This window comes from Rhodococcus sp. NPDC003383 (assembly GCF_053589115.1).
The window spans coordinates 26602-44301 of the sequence record NZ_JBSFRG010000004.1 but is presented as its reverse complement, the minus strand read 5'-3'; the positions used below and the strand labels follow the sequence as shown (position 1 = coordinate 44301).

At 71.1% G+C, this 17700-nt stretch carries 18 protein-coding genes; 2 read left to right on the top strand and 16 right to left on the bottom strand.

The window, feature by feature from the left end; all coding sequences use genetic code 11:
* Nucleotides 1-28: 28 nt before the first annotated feature.
* The 12 genes from gap to ACWDTS_RS05080 form a co-directional block, all read right to left on the bottom strand.
* Nucleotides 29-1045, bottom strand: coding sequence for a type I glyceraldehyde-3-phosphate dehydrogenase (gap, locus tag ACWDTS_RS05135; RefSeq protein WP_248673909.1), 1017 nt, complete (start codon nucleotides 1043-1045; stop codon nucleotides 29-31).
* Between the two features lie 132 nt (nucleotides 1046-1177).
* Nucleotides 1178-2155, bottom strand: a complete 978-nt coding sequence (gene whiA, locus ACWDTS_RS05130; RefSeq protein WP_197253185.1) for a DNA-binding protein WhiA — start codon at nucleotides 2153-2155, stop codon at nucleotides 1178-1180.
* Nucleotides 2152-3153 (bottom strand): gluconeogenesis factor YvcK family protein, encoded by a 1002-nt coding sequence (locus ACWDTS_RS05125; RefSeq protein WP_248673908.1) that lies wholly within the window; start codon nucleotides 3151-3153, stop codon nucleotides 2152-2154. Before ACWDTS_RS05125 ends, whiA begins: the two co-directional genes overlap by 4 nt.
* Nucleotides 3150-4064, bottom strand: coding sequence for an RNase adapter RapZ (gene rapZ, locus ACWDTS_RS05120; RefSeq protein WP_420753628.1), 915 nt, complete (start codon nucleotides 4062-4064; stop codon nucleotides 3150-3152). The genes ACWDTS_RS05125 and rapZ overlap by 4 nt, the downstream gene beginning before the upstream one ends.
* A gap of 14 nt (nucleotides 4065-4078) precedes the next feature.
* Nucleotides 4079-6238, bottom strand: a complete 2160-nt coding sequence (uvrC, locus tag ACWDTS_RS05115; protein WP_450117721.1) for an excinuclease ABC subunit UvrC — start codon at nucleotides 6236-6238, stop codon at nucleotides 4079-4081.
* 9 nt (nucleotides 6239-6247) lie between these two features.
* Nucleotides 6248-6727: a PH domain-containing protein gene (locus ACWDTS_RS05110; protein WP_197253122.1), complete on the bottom strand. Its 480-nt coding sequence runs from the start codon at nucleotides 6725-6727 to the stop codon at nucleotides 6248-6250.
* Nucleotides 6724-7206: a 6,7-dimethyl-8-ribityllumazine synthase gene (gene ribH / locus ACWDTS_RS05105; RefSeq protein ID WP_197253121.1), complete on the bottom strand. Its 483-nt coding sequence runs from the start codon at nucleotides 7204-7206 to the stop codon at nucleotides 6724-6726. The genes ACWDTS_RS05110 and ribH overlap by 4 nt, the downstream gene beginning before the upstream one ends.
* Nucleotides 7206-8456, bottom strand: coding sequence for a bifunctional 3,4-dihydroxy-2-butanone-4-phosphate synthase/GTP cyclohydrolase II (locus ACWDTS_RS05100; protein WP_197253120.1), 1251 nt, complete (start codon nucleotides 8454-8456; stop codon nucleotides 7206-7208). The genes ribH and ACWDTS_RS05100 overlap by 1 nt, the downstream gene beginning before the upstream one ends.
* Before the next feature lie 82 nt (nucleotides 8457-8538).
* Nucleotides 8539-9147 (bottom strand): riboflavin synthase, encoded by a 609-nt coding sequence (locus ACWDTS_RS05095; protein ID WP_450110141.1) that lies wholly within the window; start codon nucleotides 9145-9147, stop codon nucleotides 8539-8541.
* The gene (gene ribD / locus ACWDTS_RS05090; RefSeq protein ID WP_450110142.1) at nucleotides 9148-10176 is read right to left on the bottom strand and encodes a bifunctional diaminohydroxyphosphoribosylaminopyrimidine deaminase/5-amino-6-(5-phosphoribosylamino)uracil reductase RibD; all 1029 of its coding nucleotides are present in this window, start codon (nucleotides 10174-10176) and stop codon (nucleotides 9148-9150) included. It abuts the gene before it with no gap.
* Nucleotides 10173-10856: a ribulose-phosphate 3-epimerase gene (gene rpe / locus ACWDTS_RS05085; protein ID WP_450110143.1), complete on the bottom strand. Its 684-nt coding sequence runs from the start codon at nucleotides 10854-10856 to the stop codon at nucleotides 10173-10175. The genes ribD and rpe overlap by 4 nt, the downstream gene beginning before the upstream one ends.
* Before the next feature lie 6 nt (nucleotides 10857-10862).
* A complete protein-coding gene (locus ACWDTS_RS05080; RefSeq protein ID WP_450110144.1) occupies nucleotides 10863-11231 on the bottom strand; it encodes an MmcQ/YjbR family DNA-binding protein in 369 nt (122 codons plus the stop codon).
* Nucleotides 11232-11439: 208 nt separating this feature from the next.
* Between ACWDTS_RS05080 and ACWDTS_RS05075 the strand changes: the two genes are divergently transcribed.
* Nucleotides 11440-12402: a 1-phosphofructokinase family hexose kinase gene (locus tag ACWDTS_RS05075; RefSeq protein WP_450110145.1), complete on the top strand. Its 963-nt coding sequence runs from the start codon at nucleotides 11440-11442 to the stop codon at nucleotides 12400-12402.
* Nucleotides 12402-13172, top strand: coding sequence for a 5'/3'-nucleotidase SurE (surE, locus tag ACWDTS_RS05070; protein WP_450110146.1), 771 nt, complete (start codon nucleotides 12402-12404; stop codon nucleotides 13170-13172). The genes ACWDTS_RS05075 and surE overlap by 1 nt, the downstream gene beginning before the upstream one ends.
* Nucleotide 13173: 1 nt before the next feature.
* Here surE and ACWDTS_RS05065 read toward each other — a convergent pair whose 3' ends face one another.
* The 4 genes from ACWDTS_RS05065 to ACWDTS_RS05050 all read right to left on the bottom strand — a co-directional run bounded on the left by ACWDTS_RS05065 (nucleotide 13174) and on the right by ACWDTS_RS05050 (nucleotide 17660).
* Nucleotides 13174-14103 (bottom strand): 1-phosphofructokinase family hexose kinase, encoded by a 930-nt coding sequence (locus ACWDTS_RS05065; protein WP_450110147.1) that lies wholly within the window; start codon nucleotides 14101-14103, stop codon nucleotides 13174-13176.
* Nucleotides 14104-14153: 50 nt separating this feature from the next.
* Entirely contained in the window at nucleotides 14154-15590 is a 1437-nt protein-coding gene (locus ACWDTS_RS05060) for an RsmB/NOP family class I SAM-dependent RNA methyltransferase (protein WP_450110148.1), read from the bottom strand.
* A complete protein-coding gene (gene fmt / locus ACWDTS_RS05055) occupies nucleotides 15587-16510 on the bottom strand; it encodes a methionyl-tRNA formyltransferase (RefSeq protein WP_450110149.1) in 924 nt (307 codons plus the stop codon). The genes ACWDTS_RS05060 and fmt overlap by 4 nt, the downstream gene beginning before the upstream one ends.
* A gap of 172 nt (nucleotides 16511-16682) precedes the next feature.
* Entirely contained in the window at nucleotides 16683-17660 is a 978-nt protein-coding gene (locus ACWDTS_RS05050; RefSeq protein WP_450110150.1) for an esterase/lipase family protein, read from the bottom strand.
* Nucleotides 17661-17700: the final 40 nt, after the last annotated feature.

Here is a 17700-nt window from a genome sequence, read left to right as displayed (position 1 = left end):
ATGGTGTCAGAGGGACTTGCCGACGTCGTCAGAGGGACTTCCCGATGAGGCCGACGAGGTCGGCCAAGCGGTTGGAGTAACCCCACTCGTTGTCGTACCAGGCCACGACCTTGACCTGGTCGTCGATGACCTTGGTCAGTGGCGCGTCGAAGATCGACGAGTGCGGATCGGTGACGATGTCCGAGGAGACGATCGGATCGGTGTTGTACTTCAGGATGCCCTCGAGCGGGCCCTCCGCGGCGGCCTTGACCGCGGCGTTGACCTCGTCGACGGTGGCCTTCCTGGTCAGGGTCGCGGTCAGGTCGGTCACCGAGCCGGTCGGGACCGGAACGCGCAGCGCGTAGCCGTCGAGCTTGCCCTGCAGCTCGGGCAGCACGAGGCCGATGGCCTTGGCGGCACCGGTGCCGGTCGGGACGATGTTCAGGGCCGCGGCGCGGGCGCGACGCAGGTCCCGGTGCGGCCCGTCCTGCAGGTTCTGGTCCTGGGTGTACGCGTGGATGGTGGTCATCAGCCCCTTCTCGATGCCGAACGCGTCGTTCAGCACCTTGGCGAGCGGGCCGAGGCAGTTCGTGGTGCACGAGGCGTTCGAGATGATGTTCTGCGTGCCGTCGTACTTGTCGTGGTTGACGCCCATGACGATGGTGATGTCCTCGTCGGTGGCGGGCGCCGAGATGACGACCTTCTTGGCGCCGGCGTCCAGGTGACCCCTGGCCTTGGCCGCGTTGGTGAAGATGCCGGTGGACTCGACGACGACGTCGACCCCCAGCTCGCCCCAGGGCAGGGCCGCCGGGCCTTCCTTGATCTCGAGGGCGGTGATCTTCCGGTCGCCCACGTAGATGTAGTCACCCTCGGCGCGGACGTCCTCGTCGAGACGCCCCAGGATCGAGTCGTACTTCAGGAGCGTCGCGAGGGTGTCGTTGTCGGTGAGGTCGTTGACAGCGACGATCTCGATATCGGTGCTGCCGAGTGCCTTCTGCGCCTCCACCGCACGGAAGAGGTTCCGCCCGATGCGACCGAAGCCGTTGATGCCTACGCGCACAGTCACGATGAAGCTCCTTTACCTCGATGGTGGTGCAGCTTGTGTCTCGATGGTGGTGCAGCTTGTGCCCTCACCCTAATCCGCCGAGTCGAGGAAGGTGGGATTTGAACCCGGCGTCGAAGAACCCCGCGCCGGGTCCTAAGCCTCGTCGAGCAGCTCCATCGTCACCGCGGACTCGGTGTCGGGGATGCCGAGTTCCTTGGCGCGGCGGTCCGCCATCGACAGCAGCCGCCGGATGCGGCCGGCGACGGCGTCCTTCGTCATCGGCGGATCCGCGAGCTGCCCGAGTTCCTCGAGGGACGCCTGCCGGTGCTGCACGCGCAGCGACCCGGCGGCGGCGAGGTGGTCGGGCACGTCGGAGCCGAGGATCGTCAGGGCCCGCTCGACCCGCGCGGCGGCCGCGACCGCGGCCCGCGCCGACCGCCGCAGGTTGGCGTCGTCGAAGTTCGCGAGCCGGTTGGCGGTGGCCCGCACCTCGCGGCGCATGCGCCGTTCCTCCCACGTCAGCCTCGTGTCCTGGGCGCCCATGTGGGTGAGCAGGGCGCCGATGGCCTCCCCGTCGCGGACCACGACGCGGTCGGCGCCACGCACCTCGCGGGCCTTCGCAGTGATGCCGAGGCGCCGCGCCGCGCCGACGAGCGCGAGGGCCGCCTCCGGACCCGGGCAGCTGATCTCGAGCGCCGACGACCGCCCCGGTTCGGTGAGGGAGCCGTGCGCCAGGAAGGCGCCGCGCCAGGCGGCTTCGGCGTCGGAGATGCTGCCGCCGACGACCTGGGCGGGCAGCCCGCGCACCGGACGTCCGCGCAGGTCGAGCAGACCGGTCTGGCGGGCGAGCGCTTCCCCGTCCTTGGCGACCCGGACGACGTACCGCGAACTCTTGCGCAGACCACCGGCGCCGAGCACGTGCACTTCCGCGGAGTAGCCGAACAGCTCGAAGATCTCGCGACGCAGTCGACGGGCGATCGAACCGAGGTCCACCTCGGCCTCGACCACCACCCGGCCGCCCACGATGTGCAGGCCACCGGCGAAACGCAGGAGAGCGGACACCTCGGCCTTGCGGCTGCTGGTGCGGGTCACCACGAGCCTGCTCAGCTCGTCCTTGACCTCCGCTGTCATTGCCACGAGACGTTCTCCCTTCGGCTGCTGTCGCGTGCGCCGGCGGTGCCGGACGCGGCAGGCAGATGTGTTGCCAGAACCTCCGCCAGTTTGGCGGGGTCGTGTCGATGGGTACCGGGTTCCGCGACGTCCGCGTAGACGACCTCGGCGCCGAAGCCGGCGGCGGCCCGGCACAGGTGTTCGCGTTCCCGTCCGGGCGGCACCGTCGTCGCGTCGACCACGATGTGGTCGACGCGGAAGCCCGGGGCGTGTTGCGCCAGCACGTGCAGGTGACGCTCGGTGGAGAACCCGGCGGTCTCCCCCGGTTCCGCCGCCAGGTTCAGCACCAGCACCTTGTGGGCCGGGGTGCGGATGAGCGCGTCGAGCAGATCGGGCACGAGGACGTGCGGGATGACGCTCGAGAACCACGAGCCCGGACCGAGCACCACGAGGTCGGCGGCGTCGACGGCGTCGAGCGCGTCCGGGCACGCCGGCGGATCGGCCGGGATGAGCCGGACCCGGCGCACCTTGCCGGGGGTGGTCGCGACCGCGACCTGACCGCGGATGCCGCGGCTGACCCGGGGATCGGATTCGAGACCGGAGACGTCCGCCTCGATGTCCAGCGGGATCGGCGACATCGGCAGCACGCGGCCGTGGACGTGGAGGACGGCGGCGAGCCGGTCCAGCGCGGCGACCGGGTCGCCGAGGACCTCGGTGAGCCCGGCAAGGATCAGATTGCCGACCGAGTGCCCGGCGAGCGCGCCGGTGCCCCCGAACCGGTGTTGCACGGTTTCGGTCCACACCCGGATCTCCGGGGTCTCGGCGGCCAGCGCCGCCAGCGCCATGCGCAGGTCGCCGGGTGGGATGACGCCGAGTTCGGCGCGCAGGCGTCCCGACGATCCGCCGTCGTCGGCGACGGTGACGACGGCGGTGACCCGGTCGGTGAGGCGTCGGACCGCGCTGAGGGTCGCGTACAGTCCGTGACCGCCGCCGAGTGCAACGATCGCGGGCCCGGTCATTCGCGGCCCAGATCCCGGTGCACGACGTGCACCGTCAACGCCGGGTCCTGCTCGAGACGCGCGGCGAGCGCTTCCGCCATCGCCACGCTCCGGTGTTTGCCGCCGGTGCAGCCCACCGCGATCGTCATGTAGCGCTTTCCCTCCCGACGGTAGCCGGCCGTGGTCAATCGGAGCACTCGATGATAGGTCTGCAGGTATTCGTCCGCGCCGTCTCGGGACAGCACATAGTCGCGCACGTCGGCGTCCTGCCCGGTGTGGTCGCGCAACTGCGGCACCCAGTGCGGGTTCGGCAGGAAGCGCACGTCGCACACCAGGTCCGAGTCCATCGGCAGACCGTACTTGAATCCGAAGGACTCGACGGTGACCTGGATGGTGTCGGCGGCCGCGTCACCGAACGCCGATTCGATCTTGCGGCGCAGTTCCGGTCCGGACAGCGCGGACGTGTCGACCACCAGGTCCGCGGCGGCCTTGACGGGGGCGAGCTGGGCGCGTTCGGCGGCGATGCCGTCGGCGAGGGTGCGGTCGGCGGTGTCGGCCTGCAGCGGATGACTGCGGCGCACCTGCTCGAACCGCCGGATCAGCACGGCATCGGTGGCTTCGAGGAACAGCACCCGGGTGCGCACCGGTCGGGCGGCGAGTTCGGTCACGACCCATCCGAGGTCGCCGGTGAACAACCGGCTGCGCACGTCCATCACGACGGCGAGCCGCTCGAGCGGCGGTTCCGCCTGCACCGCCAGATCGACCATGGCGATGACCAGCTGCGGCGGCACGTTGTCGGACACGTACCAGCCGAGGTCCTCGAGGGCGGTGGCCGCGGTGCTCATGCCGGCCCCGGACAACCCGGTGACCAGCGTCACCTCGGCACGTCGATCCCCCGGGACGGCCTCGGCGCCGCCCGGCTCCGTCTCGATCGCAGATTGCTGGTTCACAGTTGCGACTCCGCTCCCGTTCCCGACACGCCGACGATGTCATCATCACGTACCGGCGTGTCCTGCGCAGCCTCATCGGCGACGGGCAGGACGGACGGCGTGTCGGCGGCGCCCGGATCGTCCGCGCGCAACGCGTCGAGCACCGCGCGGGCGGTGGCCGCTCCGATGCCCGGGACGGCGGTGATCTCCTCGACGCTCGCTTCCCGCAGCCGCGCCACCGACCCGAAGTGCTTGACCAGCGCGGTGCGCCGGGTCTGCCCGAGTCCGCGGACCCCGTCCAGGGCGGACGCGGTCATCCGCCGGGACCGCTTGCTGCGGTGGAAGGTGATCGCGAAACGGTGCGCCTCGTCGCGGACCCGCTGCAGCAGGTACAGCGACTCGCTCGTGCGCGGCAGGATCACCGGGTCGGATTCGCCCGGGACCCACACCTCCTCGAGTCGTTTGGCCAGGCCGATGACCGACACGTCGGTGACCCCGAGTTCGTCGAGGACCTCCGCGGCCGCGGCGACCTGCGGGGCGCCGCCGTCCACGACGAACAGGTTCGGTGGGTACGCGAAGCGCCGCGGCTTGCCGGTCGCCGGGTCGAGCGCGGCCTCGGTGGAGAAATCGCCCCCGTCCCCACCTTCGGCACCCTCCGTCCCCGCGACGTCGCGACGGTGCCGCAGGAAGCGGCGGCGGGTGACCTCCGCGATGGACGCGACGTCGTCGGAGCGGCCGTCGCCGGCGGCTTCCTTGATCGCGTAGTGCCGATAGTCCGACTTGCGGGGCAGGCCGTCCTCGAACACCACCAGCGAGGCGACGACGTCGGTGCCCTGGACGTGGCTGATGTCGACGCACTCGATGCGCAGCGGCGCCGAGTCCAGGTCGAGCGCGTCCTGGATGCCCTGCAATGCCGCGGACCGCGCGGTGAAGTCTCCGGCGCGGCGCAGTTTGTGCTGGGCGAGGGCCTCCTGCGCGTTGCGCTGCACCGTCTCCGCCAGGGCCTTCTTGTCGCCGCGCTGCGGCACCCGCAACCGGACCGGTCCACCGCGCAGCCCGGCGAGCCAGCGGCTCATCTCCTCCGGGTCCGGGGGCAGTGCCGGCACCAGGACCTCGCGCGGCACGGCACTGCCGGTCGGTTCGGTGTCCCCGCTGTCGGTGGGTGCTGTCGCGGTGAGCGCGGCTTCCTCGCCGTAGAACTGGGTGAGGAACTGCTCGACGAGCAGCGACTCCTCCGTGTGTTCGCCGGTGTGCTCGGTGTCGATCCGGTCGGCGGAGTCGGGACGGTCGACGACGTCCCCGGACTTCTCCACGACCCACCCACGCTGCCCGCGGACCCGGCCCCCGCGGACGTGGAAGACCTGCACCGAGACCTCGAGGTCGTCACCGGCGAACGCCACCAGGTCGGCGTCCGTGCCGTCACCGAGCACGACCGCCTGCTTCTCGAGTGCCCGGCGCAGCGCCCCCAGATCGTCGCGGAGCCGAGCGGCGGTCTCGAAGTCCAGTTCCGACGCCGCGGCCTGCATGCGTGCCTCGACGTCGCGGACCAGCTTGTCGGTGCGGCCGGCGAGGAAGTCGCAGAAGTCCTCGACGATGCGGCGGTGTTCGGCGGCGTCGACCCGTCCGACGCACGGCGCCGAACACTTGTCGATGTACCCGAGCAGGCAGGGCCGGCCGATCTGCGTGTGCCGTTTGAACACCCCGGCCGAGCATGTCCGGGCGGGAAACACCCGCAGCAGCAGATCCAGTGTTTCCCGGATCGCCCACGCGTGCGAGTACGGACCGAAGTAGCGCACCCCCTTGCGCCGCGGACCGCGGTAGACGAACAGCCGCGGATACTCCTCGTTCAGGGTGACCGCGAGCATCGGATAGGTCTTGTCGTCGCGGTAGCGGACGTTGAATCGCGGATCGAATTCCTTGATCCAGTTGTATTCGAGCTGCAGCGCCTCGACCTCGGTGCTGACCACCGTCCATTCGACGCTGCCCGCCGTGGTGACCATCTGCCGGGTCCGCGGATGCAGCGACGCGACGTCGGCGAAGTACGAGTTCAGGCGCGAGCGGAGGCTCTTCGCCTTGCCCACGTAGATGACGCGGCCGTGCGGATCACGGAACCGGTAGACACCCGGCTCTGTGGGGATGGATCCGGGAGCGGGGCGGTAGGTGGAGGGGTCGGGCACGGGTCCAGGCTAGTCGCCGGTACCGACGCGTCCGCCGTACCGCGCGCGCAGCTCACGGAACGAATCGACGGCGTCGACCGCGTGCTGCCCGTCCCGCACCTGCAGCGCCGCGACGGGCACGTACTCGTCGTGGGGCAGTTCGAGGCGGGCCCACGGGCCACCGTGATCGAAGCTGAGGTCACCGACCTCGTCCCAGCTCAGGCGACGTTCTCCGAACACCTTGCGGACCTCGACCCCGGCCGCCCCGGCCCGTAACCGGGGCCGGGCGTACAGCAGGGTGAACCCCGACACCACCAGCCCGATCGCGATCATCGCGATCTGATCGGCCAGGCGCAGATTCGCACCGGTGTACTCGCCACCGCGCAGGACCAGCGCGGCACCGATGTGACCGAGCATCAGAACCGAAGCACCGATGATGATCCAGCGCCGCATCTTGACGCTCTGGACGTCGAGCTCCCATTCCGTCGTGCTGGTGGTGTGCGCGGTCATCGATCCGTCTCCCGGAGGCGCCGGAGGGTCACCGCGGTGTCGAGCGCGGCGGCGCACGCCTGGCCGCCCTTGTCCTCGGCGGAGCCGGGCAGCCCGGACCGGTCCAGGGCCTGCTGCTCGGTGTCGGTGGTGAGCACACCGTTGCCGACCGGGGTGCCCTCGTCCAGGGCGACCCGGGTCAGCCCGTAGGTGACCGCATCGCACACGTACTCGAAGTGCGGGGTGCCGCCGCGGATGACGACGCCGAGCGCCACGACGGCGTCGTGGGTGCGGGCCAGCTGCTGCGCCACGACCGGCAGCTCGATGGCACCGGCGACCCGCTCGAGGGTGACGTCGGTGATGCCGGCCTCGTCGGCGACGCGCTGCGCCCCGGCGATCAGGGCGTCGGAGATCTTCTGGTGCCAGCTACCCGCGACGATCGCCAGGCGCAGTCCGCGCGCGTCGGCGAGCTGCAGGTCGGGCAGACCTTCCCCGCTCATCAGGCGTCACCGGCCTCGAACTCGTCGAGCCCGATCAGGTCGTGGCCCATGCGGTCGCGCTTGGTGCGCAGGTAGGTGATGTTCTCGCGGTTCGCGCGCAACGGCATCGGCACACGCTCGGTGATCTGCAGGCCGTAGCCGTCCAGGCCCACGCGCTTGGCGGGGTTGTTGGTCAGCAGCCGCATGGAGGTGATGCCGAGGTCGACGAGGATCTGCGCGCCGATGCCGTAGTCGCGGGCGTCGGCGGGCAGGCCGAGCTGCAGGTTCGCGTCGACGGTGTCCGACCCGGAGTCCTGGAGCTGGTAGGCCTGCAGCTTGTGCATGAGGCCGATTCCGCGGCCCTCGTGCCCGCGCATGTACAGCACGACACCGCGCCCTTCGGCCGCGATCATCTCGAGTGCGGCGTCGAGCTGGGGGCCGCAGTCGCAGCGCAGCGAGCCGAACACGTCGCCGGTCAGGCACTCGGAGTGGACCCGCACGAGCACGTCCGCGCCGTCGCCGTCGGGACCGGCGATGTCGCCGCGGACCAGCGCGACGTGCTCGACCTCGTCGTAGATGCTCTGGTAGCCGACGGCGGTGAAGTCGCCGTGCCGGGTCGGGATGCGGGCCTCGGCGACGCGCACGACGTGCTTCTCGTGCTTGCGGCGCCACGCGATGAGGTCGGCGATGGAGATCAGGGCGAGTTCGTGCTCGTCGGCGAAGACGCGCAGTTCGTCGGTGCGGGCCATCTCCCCCTCGTCCTTCTGCGAGACGATCTCGCAGATGACGCCGGCGGGACGCAGATCGGCCATGCGGGCCAGGTCGACGGCGGCCTCGGTGTGGCCGGGGCGGCGCAGCACGCCGCCTTCCTTCGCGCGCAGCGGCACCACGTGACCGGGGCGGGTGAAGTCGTCGGCGCGGGTGTTCGGATCGGCCAGCAGGCGCATCGTCGCGGCCCGGTCGGCCGCGGAGATGCCGGTGCCGATGCCTTCCTTCGCGTCCACGGTGACCGTGTACGCGGTGCCGTGCTTGTCCTGGTTGGTGGAGTACATCGGCGGCAGCCCGAGCCGGTCGCAGTCGGCGCCGTCGAGCGGCACACACAGGTAACCCGACGTGTACCGCACCATGAACGCCACCAGTTCGGGGGTGGCCTTCTCTGCCGCGAAGATGAGGTCGCCCTCGTTCTCCCGATCCTCGTCGTCGACCACGACGACGGCCTTACCGGCGGCGATGTCTGCAACCGCGCGCTCGATCGTGTCGAACCTCGTCACTTGCCTGGGCTCCAAATCTCGATTTCCAACAACTGCTTGCACTACCGCGGCACGCGGAAACTGCCGCATTCAACAGTACGACTCAGCGGCCCGCGTTCTGCAGGCGCTCCACGTACTTGGCGATCACATCCACCTCGAGATTGACGACGGTGCCCGGTTCGGCGGTGCCGAGGGTCGTCAGCGACAGGGTGGTGGGGATCAACGAGATCTCGAACCATTCCGCGCCCGGCTCGGCGCCGAGACCGGAGACGGTCAGCGACACACCGTCGACGGTGATCGACCCCTTCTCCACGACGTAACGGGACACGGTGTCCGGCAAGGAGATCCGCACGACGGTCCAGTTCTCGGAGGGGGAACGGGAGATCACCGTGCCGGTGCCGTCGACGTGACCCTGCACCAGATGACCCCCGAGACGGCTGCCGAGCGCGGCGGCCCGTTCGAGGTTGACGCGGCTGCCGGCGGCGAGCTGCGCGAGGCTCGAACGGTTCAGTGTCTCCTGCATCACATCCGCGGTGAACTTGTCTCCGTCGACGACGTCGACGACGGTCAGGCACACGCCGTTGACGGCGATCGACTCGCCGTGCTTCGCGTCCGAGGTCACCAGCGGTCCGCGGACGGTGAAGCGTGCCGCATCCGCCAGGTCCTCGCGCGTGACGATCTCACCCAGTTCCTCGACGATCCCGGTGAACACCTACCCGCTCCTTTGCTCCCGGTCGGGGACCAGGGTCATCAACACGTCGGCGCCGACCGTTTCGACGCGCTCCCGACGAAACCGTATCGCCTCGGAGATCGTGTGCACTCCGGCGTCCCTCACAGCGGACCAGCCGTCGCCGAGAAGTACCGGTGCGATGTACGCCTGGATGCGGTCGACACGCCGGGCGGCGAGGAATGCCCCGGCCAGCCGCGGACCGCCTTCGAGCAGGACGTCGGGGTGGTCGGTGAGTGCGTCGAGGACCTCGTCGACGTCGTGGGTGCGCAGCACCAGCGTCGGCGCGGCGTCGTCGAGCACCCGGGCCCGGGTCGGCAGTTCGCTGGTACCGACCACCACCCGCAGCGGCTGGTGCGGGGCGAGGGAACCGTCGGGCAGCCGGGCGGTGAGCCAGGGGTCGTCCGCGAGGACGGTGCCGGTGCCGACGACGATCGCGTCGAGGCGGGCCCGTTCGGCGTGCACGACCGCGCGGGATTCCGGGCCGGAGATCCACTGGCTGGTGCCGTCGGCGGCGGCGATGCGCCCGTCCAAGGTGGCCGCGTACTTCCATGTCACGTGCGGGCGCCCGGTGCGGGTGCGGTGCAGCCACGCCCGGAGCGGGCCGGCCGCGACGACATCCGCGCCGAGACCCTCGTGCACGACGATTCCGGCGGCGCGCAGCGCGGCGGCTCCCCCGGCGGCGGACGGGTTCGGGTCGGGCACCGAGTAGTAGACGGTCGCGATGCCCGCGTCGATCAGCGCCCGGGTGCACGGGCCGGTACGACCGGTGTGGTTGCACGGTTCGAGGGTGACGACGGCGGTGCCGCCGCGGGCCCGCTCCCCCGCCGCGCGCAACGCCATCACCTCGGCGTGCGGCCCGCCGGGGGGCTGGGTCGCGCCGACCCCGGCGATCCGGCCGTCGGCGTCGAGCACGACGGCGCCCACCGGCGGGTTCGGGCTGGTTCGTCCCCGCACGTCCTCCGACGCGTCGACGGCACGCCGCAGGGCCTCGACCAGCGCCGGATCGGTCACGGGGCCAGGGTCAGGTGGGCGGAGGCGGCACCGGCCTGGGCGCGCAGCTTGCGGACGGCCTCGCCGGGATCCGCCGCCCCGTACACCGCGGAGCCGGCGACGAAGCAGTCGACACCGGCCTCGGCGGCCGCCTCGATGGTGTCGGTGTTGATGCCGCCGTCGATCTCCACGAGCAGGGTCAGTTCCCCGGAGTCGACGAGGCGACGAACGGCACGGGCCTTCCCGAGCACGTCCGGGATGAACGACTGACCGCCGAAGCCCGGCTCGACGCTCATCACCAGCAGCGTGTCGAATTCCTTCAGGATTTCCAGGTACGGCTCGATCAGGGTGCCCGGCTTGATCGACAGCCCGGCCTTGGCGCCCGCCGCGCGGATGTCGCGGGCGACGGCCACCGGATTGTCGGTGGCCTCGGCATGAAAGGTCACGTTGTGGGCGCCGGCCTCCGCGTACGGGGGTGCCCACCGGCCCGGATTCTCGATCATCAGATGGCAGTCCAGCGGGATCTCGGTCGCGGCGAGCAGCGACTGCACGACCGGCAGGCCCAGCGTCAGGTTCGGAACGAAGTGCGCGTCCATGACGTCGACGTGGAGCCAATCGGCACCGGCGACGGCGGCGGCCTCGTCGGCGAGGCGCGCGAAATCCGCGGACAGGATGGAAGGAGCGATCATCGGGTGGGCCACGTCGGCCTAGTCTAGTCGGGTCCGATCTTCCCGCCGTGCAGCCGGTGCGCTCGCGCGCAGTGCGTCCGGCGCGGCGAGATGCCACGCGTCGAACAGCAGGTCACGCAGTTCCTCGGGGTCGACGCGGTCGAGGTCGACGAGGATGGCGCCGTAGCCGTCGTAGCTTTCGGTGGTGAAGTAGGCCGGACCGCCGGACGCGAGCAGCGCCTTCTTCTTCGCCATCTCGCACAGCACCATCAGTGCGCCCTCCGATTCGGAACACAGCCGCGCGAACCCGCGCCCGCGCACCGTCAACGCCGGGGTCCGGTACCACGTCGATTCGGTGACCTCCGGCAGGTCCGCGACTGCTTCCACCACCTCGGCCCAGTTCGTCATGTGACCAGTGTGCCCGCGGGAAGCCGCGCGCGTGCGTCCTCGCGGAACTGCGCAGCGAACATCTCGAATCCCGGCCGAATTCTGTAAATCAATGCATTCCGTCAGAGACGTTATCCGACACACCTGCCTGGGCATCGGATCGGACCGAAGCGGGTACTCCTCGGGCATCTCCCGCACGTCGAAGAAGTCGAAGAAGGAGCCCCGTCCGATGGCCGAGTCCACCCCGCCCGCCCCGCCGAAGCCGTCCGTGTTCGTGTTCGCCCCGTCCCCGCTGTTGACCGTCACGGTCGAGTGCGCCCCGGACGGCAGCGACGAACTGCACGTGCACGCCGGCGGGCAGGGTTTCTGGATCGCCCGGATGGCGGCGACGCTGGGTGCCGACGTCACGCTCTGCGGAGTGTTCGGCGGCGAGACCGGCCGGATCGTGCGCCATCTGCTCGAATACGAGGGCATCTCGGTCCGCGGGATCGACACGTCCGGCGCCAACGGCGGTTACGTGCACGATCGGCGTGGTGGGGAACGCGAGGAGATCGCCCACGTCGCGCCCACGGTGCTCACGCGTCACGAGGTCGACGACCTGTTCGCGTTGTCCCTCGAGGCCGGCCTGCGCTCCGACGTGGCGGTTCTCGGCGGTGCCCACAGCGACACCACGGTCCCGTCGGAGATGTACGGCCGATTGGCGGGTGATCTGCACGCGATGGGCGTCCCGGTCGTCGCGGATCTGTCCGGGCCGCAGCTGACCAGTGCGCTCACCGGAAAACCGACGGTGCTGAAGGTCGCGCACGACGATCTGATCGAGGACGGCAGGGCGACGTCCGACGATGCGCCGACGCTCGTGAAGTCCATGCGCAAGCTGGCCGAGGAGGGCGCGCAGAACGTCGTCGTCTCGCGTGCCGGCGACCCGGCGCTGGCGCTGGTGGAGGACGGACTGTGGGAAGTGACATCGCCGCCGCTGACCAGCGTCGATCACCGCGGCGCGGGGGATTCGATGACCGCGGGCATCGCCACGGCTCTGGCGCGAGGCGAATCGCTGGTCGACGCGCTCCGGTTGGGGGCCGCTGCGGGGGCGATGAACATCACCCGACGGGGATTGGCGACGGGACGCCGCGACCTGGCCACCCGTCTCGTCGAATCGGTCGGCGTTCGGCGCACCGACGGTGAGGAGTCCTGATGCGGGCGTTGGTGACCAACGACGACGGTATCGACAGTCGAGGGCTCGGTGTCCTCGCACGCCTCGCGGTCGAGGCCGGACTGGACGTGGTGGTGGCGGCCCCGCACACCGAGCGCAGCGGTGCGAGCGCATCGCTGACCGCGCTCGCCGAGGACGGCCGGCTGGCGGTCACCGAACGACAGTGGCCGGATCTGCCCGAGGTGCCGATCCGAGCGGTGGAGGCCTCGCCGGCGCTGATCGGTTTCGTCGCGGCACACGGGGCGTTCGGTCCCGCACCCGACGTGGTGCTGTCCGGAATCAACCACGGCCCCAACACCGGCCACGCGATTCTGCACTCGGGAACCGTCGGGGCCGCGCTGACTGCGGCGACACACGGCGCGCTCGCGCTCGCGGTGTCCGTGGCCTCGGCGGATCCGCAGCACTGGGACACCGCCGAACAGGTTGCCCGCCGCGCGTTGGAATGGGTGCTCGAGTCCGGGCAGCGCGGTTCGGTGCTGAACATCAACGTTCCGGATGTGCCTCCGGAGGAGTTCCGCGGGCTCCGGTTGGCTCCGCTGGCCGCGTTCGGCGCGGTCCAGGCCGACATCGGGGAGATCGGCGAGGAGTTCGTGACGGTGACCTTCCGGGAGATCCGTGCCGACGAGCGCGACGAGACCGACGCGGGTCTCGTCGCGCAGGGGTGGGCGACGGCGACGGCGTTGCGGGCGCCCGTCGAAGCGGCCGAAGTCGACCTGGAGGCACTCCCGTGGACGGGTCCCGGGCTCCCCTAGATCAGTGGGATCGGGCGAGTTCGTAGAACCGGTCGATGTCCTCGCGCCGGCACACGTGACTGCCGGCGGTCAGCAGCGCGGCCGATCCGCAGGCGATGCCGAGCGCGAGCGCATCGCGCAGCGACCGTTCCTGCAGCAGACCCACGACCAGGCCCGCGACCATGCTGTCGCCCGCGCCCACGGCGCTGCGCACCGGCACGTCCAGCGCCGGTACTTCGACGGCGTTGTCGGCGGACACCATGATCGCGCCCTGCGCGCCGAGGGACACCACGACGATCTCGGCGACCCCGGCGTCGACGAGTTCCCGGGCCGCGGCGGACCGGGTCTCGGTGTCCGGCAGGTCCCGGCCGACCCACTCGCACAGCTCGTCGAGGCTCGGCTTGACGAGGAAGACCCCCGATTCGATGCTGGTCAGCGCGTCGCCGGAGGAGTCGAGCACGAAGCGGGCGCCGACCTTGTGCGCGACGTCCGCGATGCGCCGCACGAACGTGCCGGGCACGCCCGGCGGGAAGCTGCCGCTGGCGACGACGTAGCGGGCGCCGGAGGCGGCGGCCACCAGCGCCTCGAGGCAGCGTTCCTGTTCGTCGGCGGTCAGCTCGGGACCGGGGGTGACGAACCGGTATTCCTTCCCGGTGCTGCGGTCGATGGCGGTGAAGCACTCGCGGGTGTCGTCGGCGATCTCCACGATGTGCTCTTCGACGTCGTCGTCGTCGAGCAGCCCGCTCATCTGCTTACCGCGTGCCCCACCCGCCGGGTACACCGCCGCAGCGGACGCGCCCAGCACCCGGGCGACCTTCGCGACGTTCACCCCTCCCCCGCCCGCGTCGTAGAACGGTTCGTCGCACCGGAGTTTCCGGGTCGGTACGACCTCGTCGGCGAACGTGGTGACGTCGAGCGCCGGATTGAGGGTCAGGGTGACGATGTCGGGCACGAACTGTCCTTCCGTCCGAGGTGGTGGGCTCGGGTGTCAGCCCGTTGGTGTCAGCCCAGTGGTTTGCGGAGCGCGGCCATGAACATGGCGTCCGTGCCGTGCCGGTGCGGCCACAGCTGGACGCCGGGGCCGGATCCGAGCCGCGGCACCCCCGGGACGAGTTCGCGGGTATCGAGTTGTTCGACGTCGTGCCGGCGCACCGCGTCGGCGACGATCGCGACGGTCTCGGACACGTGCGGCGAACACGTCGCGTACAACACGACGCCGCCGGGTCGCAGCAGCCCGATCGCCGAGGCCAGCAGTTCCTTCTGCAGCCGCACGAGTTCGGCGACATCGCCGGGCTGCCGCCGCCAGCGGGCCTCGGGACGGCGACGCAGCGCGCCGAGACCGGTGCACGGGGCGTCGACGAGGATCCGGTCGTAGCCGGCGTCGAGACCGGGATCGCGGCCGTCGGCGACGTGCACCGTGACGGGCAGGCCCCGGGTGGTCTTGCGCACCAGGTCGGCGCGGTGTTCCACCGGTTCGACCGCGTCTACGGTGAAGCCGTCGAGGTCGGCGAGGGCACCGAGCAGCGCCGCCTTGCCACCGGGTCCGGCGCACAGGTCGAGCCAGCGGCCGTTGTCGTTCCCCTCGAGCGGCGCGAGCGTGAGGGCACGGGCCACGAGCTGGCTGCCCTCGTCCTGCACCGCGGCCATGCCTTCGCGGACGGCGTCGAGCCGGCCGGGATCGCCGTGCTCGAGGTGCACCGCGTAGGGCGACCAGGGACCGACCTCGCCGCCGGTCGCGAGCGCGAGTTCCTCGGCGGTGATGACGCCGGGCCGCGCCACCAGGTGCACGATCGGCCGGGCGTCGTCGGCGGCGAGGACCTCCGCCAGTTCTCCGGCGTCGGCGCCGAGCGAGTTCGCGAACGCCTGGGCGATCCACACCGGGTGCGGGTACCGGAACGCGAGGTGTCCGACGGGATCGCGTTCCTGGTCCGGGGCGAGCTCGGCGACCCATTCGTCCTCGGTGCGCTCTCCAACCCTCCGGAGCACCGCGTTGACGAAACCTGCTCTGCCGGAACCGAATTCGGAGCGGACGAGGTCGACGCTGGTCGTGACGGCGGCGTGCGGGGCGATGCGGGTCCGCAGCAACTGGTAGGCACCGAGGCGCAGCGCGTCGAGCAGCGGGCCGTCGATCTCGTCGACGGGACGGTCGGCGGCGGAGGCGATGACGGCGTCGAGCAGACCCTGCGCGCGGGCCGCGCCGTAGGTCAGTTCCGTGGCCAGCGCCGCGTCGCGGGTGTCCAGGTGGCGCTCGCGCAGCAGTCCCGGCAGCACGAGGTTGGCGTAGGCGTCCCGTTCGCGCACCGCGCGCAGCACGTCGCGGGCCGCCAGGCGCGCCGGGTCCACCGCGGACTGCGACGGCCGCCTTGCCTGCCGCGGCTTGCTGTTGCGGTCGCCGGGACCGCGCTGCGATCGGCGGGCCGGTCTGCGGGATTCGGTCACTGTGCACGCACCTTCGGGTCGAGTCGGGCACCGCGGGCCCAGTCGGCGGCGATCATCGCCTTCTTGCCGGGCGGTTGCACCTGCCCGAGTTTCACCGCGGTCGTGGCGGTGCCGACGAGCACCCCGTTCTTGCGGATCGCGATCTCGCCGGGTTCGAGGGTCTCGTCGGTGACCGTCACCGGCCCGACCTTCACCCGCAGCTCACCGATCATCGTCCAGGCTCCCGGCGCGGGCGTGACCGCGCGGATGCGCCGGTCGACGACGTGTGCGGGATGCGTCCACGTGATCCGGGCGGATTCGACGGTCACCTTCGATGCGTACGACACGCCGTCGGCGGATTGCGGGACGGCGGTGAGCAGTCCGTCCTCGAGGCCGTCCAGCGTCGATACCAGCAGCCCCGCTCCGGAGTCGGCGAGGCGGCCGAGCAGGTCCCCGGCGGTGTCGGTGGGCCGGATCGTCTCGGTGACCACCCCGTACACGGGGCCGGTGTCGAGGCCCGCCTCGAGGCGGAAGGTGGTGGCGCCGGTGATCTCGTCGCCGGCGGCGATCGCGGCCTGCACCGGGGCCGCGCCGCGCCACGCCGGCAGCAACGAGAAGTGCAGGTTCACCCAGCCGTGTTCGGGAATGTCGAGCACGGGCTGCGGCAGCAGCGCCCCGTAGGCGACGACCGGGCAGCAGGCCGGGGCCAGTTCGGTCAGCCGGGCCACGAACTCCGAGTCCCGCGGCGAGGCCGGGGTGAGCACCTCGATGCCGTGTTCGTCGGCGAGTTGCCCGACCGCCGATCGCACCACCTTGCGGCCGCGCCCGGCGACCGTGTCGGGGCGGGTGACGACGGCGACGACCTCGTGCCGGGGCGATTCGATCAGCCGGCGCAGCGACGGGACAGCGGGATCGGGAGTGCCCGCGAAGACGACGCGCATGTCAGCGCACCGCCGGGATGCGCCGAATCGGGCGGCCGCGCCGCGGTGAGGTGAGGAACGGGACGACCGAACTTGTCACGAATGCTGCTCCCGGGATTCGACGATGGTGCACCACAGTCTAAGGACCGACCCGGTCCGGAACGGACACCCCGGCCGACACGCGGCCCGTCGGTCAGAAGTTGCTCTCCAGGATGACCTCGGGGATGCCGGTGCCCAGCGCGACCGGCACACAGGGGGCGAGACCGTAGTGGTCCGGGTCGAGGGTCTGCCGGATCAGGCTGAGCGTGAAGTTGTCGTAGGGCATGTTGAAGTGTCCGGTCAGGTTCTGCGGGCACAGATCCTGGACCACCAGATTCACCGCGCCGGGCCCGTGCAGGGCGACATTGCTCGACGGCTGGATCACTTCGTCGACGCTGGTGCCGATAGTGGTGTAGTCGACGCCGGGCACGGTGTCGGTGGGGTTGTTCAACTCGGTGAGCAGTTCCGATCCCTGTGCCTGCTGCACGAGCGCGATCGAGAACTGTTCGGCGACGATGTCGGACGCGCCGGGGATCTGCTCGGCGATGGGTCCGAGACCGTAGAAGGTGCCGCCGTAGCTCGGGGAGGCCACCCCGACCCACCGCTCGGCCGCGGAATCTCCCCCCAGCCGGTTGATGTAGTAGCGGGAGACGGTCGCGCCCTGCGAGAACCCGACGACGTCGACCTTCTCGGCGCCGGTCTCGGCCCGCACGAGGTCCACGAAGTCCCCGAATTGCCGTGCACTGACCCGGATGTCGCCGGTGCCGTAGTTGTCGGCGTCGGCTGCCTTCCCGTAGTTCAGCGCGTACACGCACCACCCGGAGTCGGCGAGCAGCGGCGCGAGCGCCGCGAAGTCGGTGTAGCTGTTGGAGTCGGTGCCGTGCGCGAGCACCACGGGTCGCGGGTGCTGCGCCGACGGGACGCAGTCGAAGTCGTTGCTGCCCGGTGGGGCCGCGTCGGGGTGATCGTCGGCATAGGCCGCTGCCTGGGCGGAACTCCCGGCCGGGGGTGCGGGGGCGCGGGGCACGCTCGCGGTGGATCCGTCCGGCTGGGCGGTGGCCGAACCACCGGCGATGATCAGGGCGGCGCACGCGGCCGCGAGTACTGCGCTGGTTCGTCGCCCGCCGCCCATGTTCGCGCCTTCCGACCGCTCGACGTGTCGGGATTCGCCA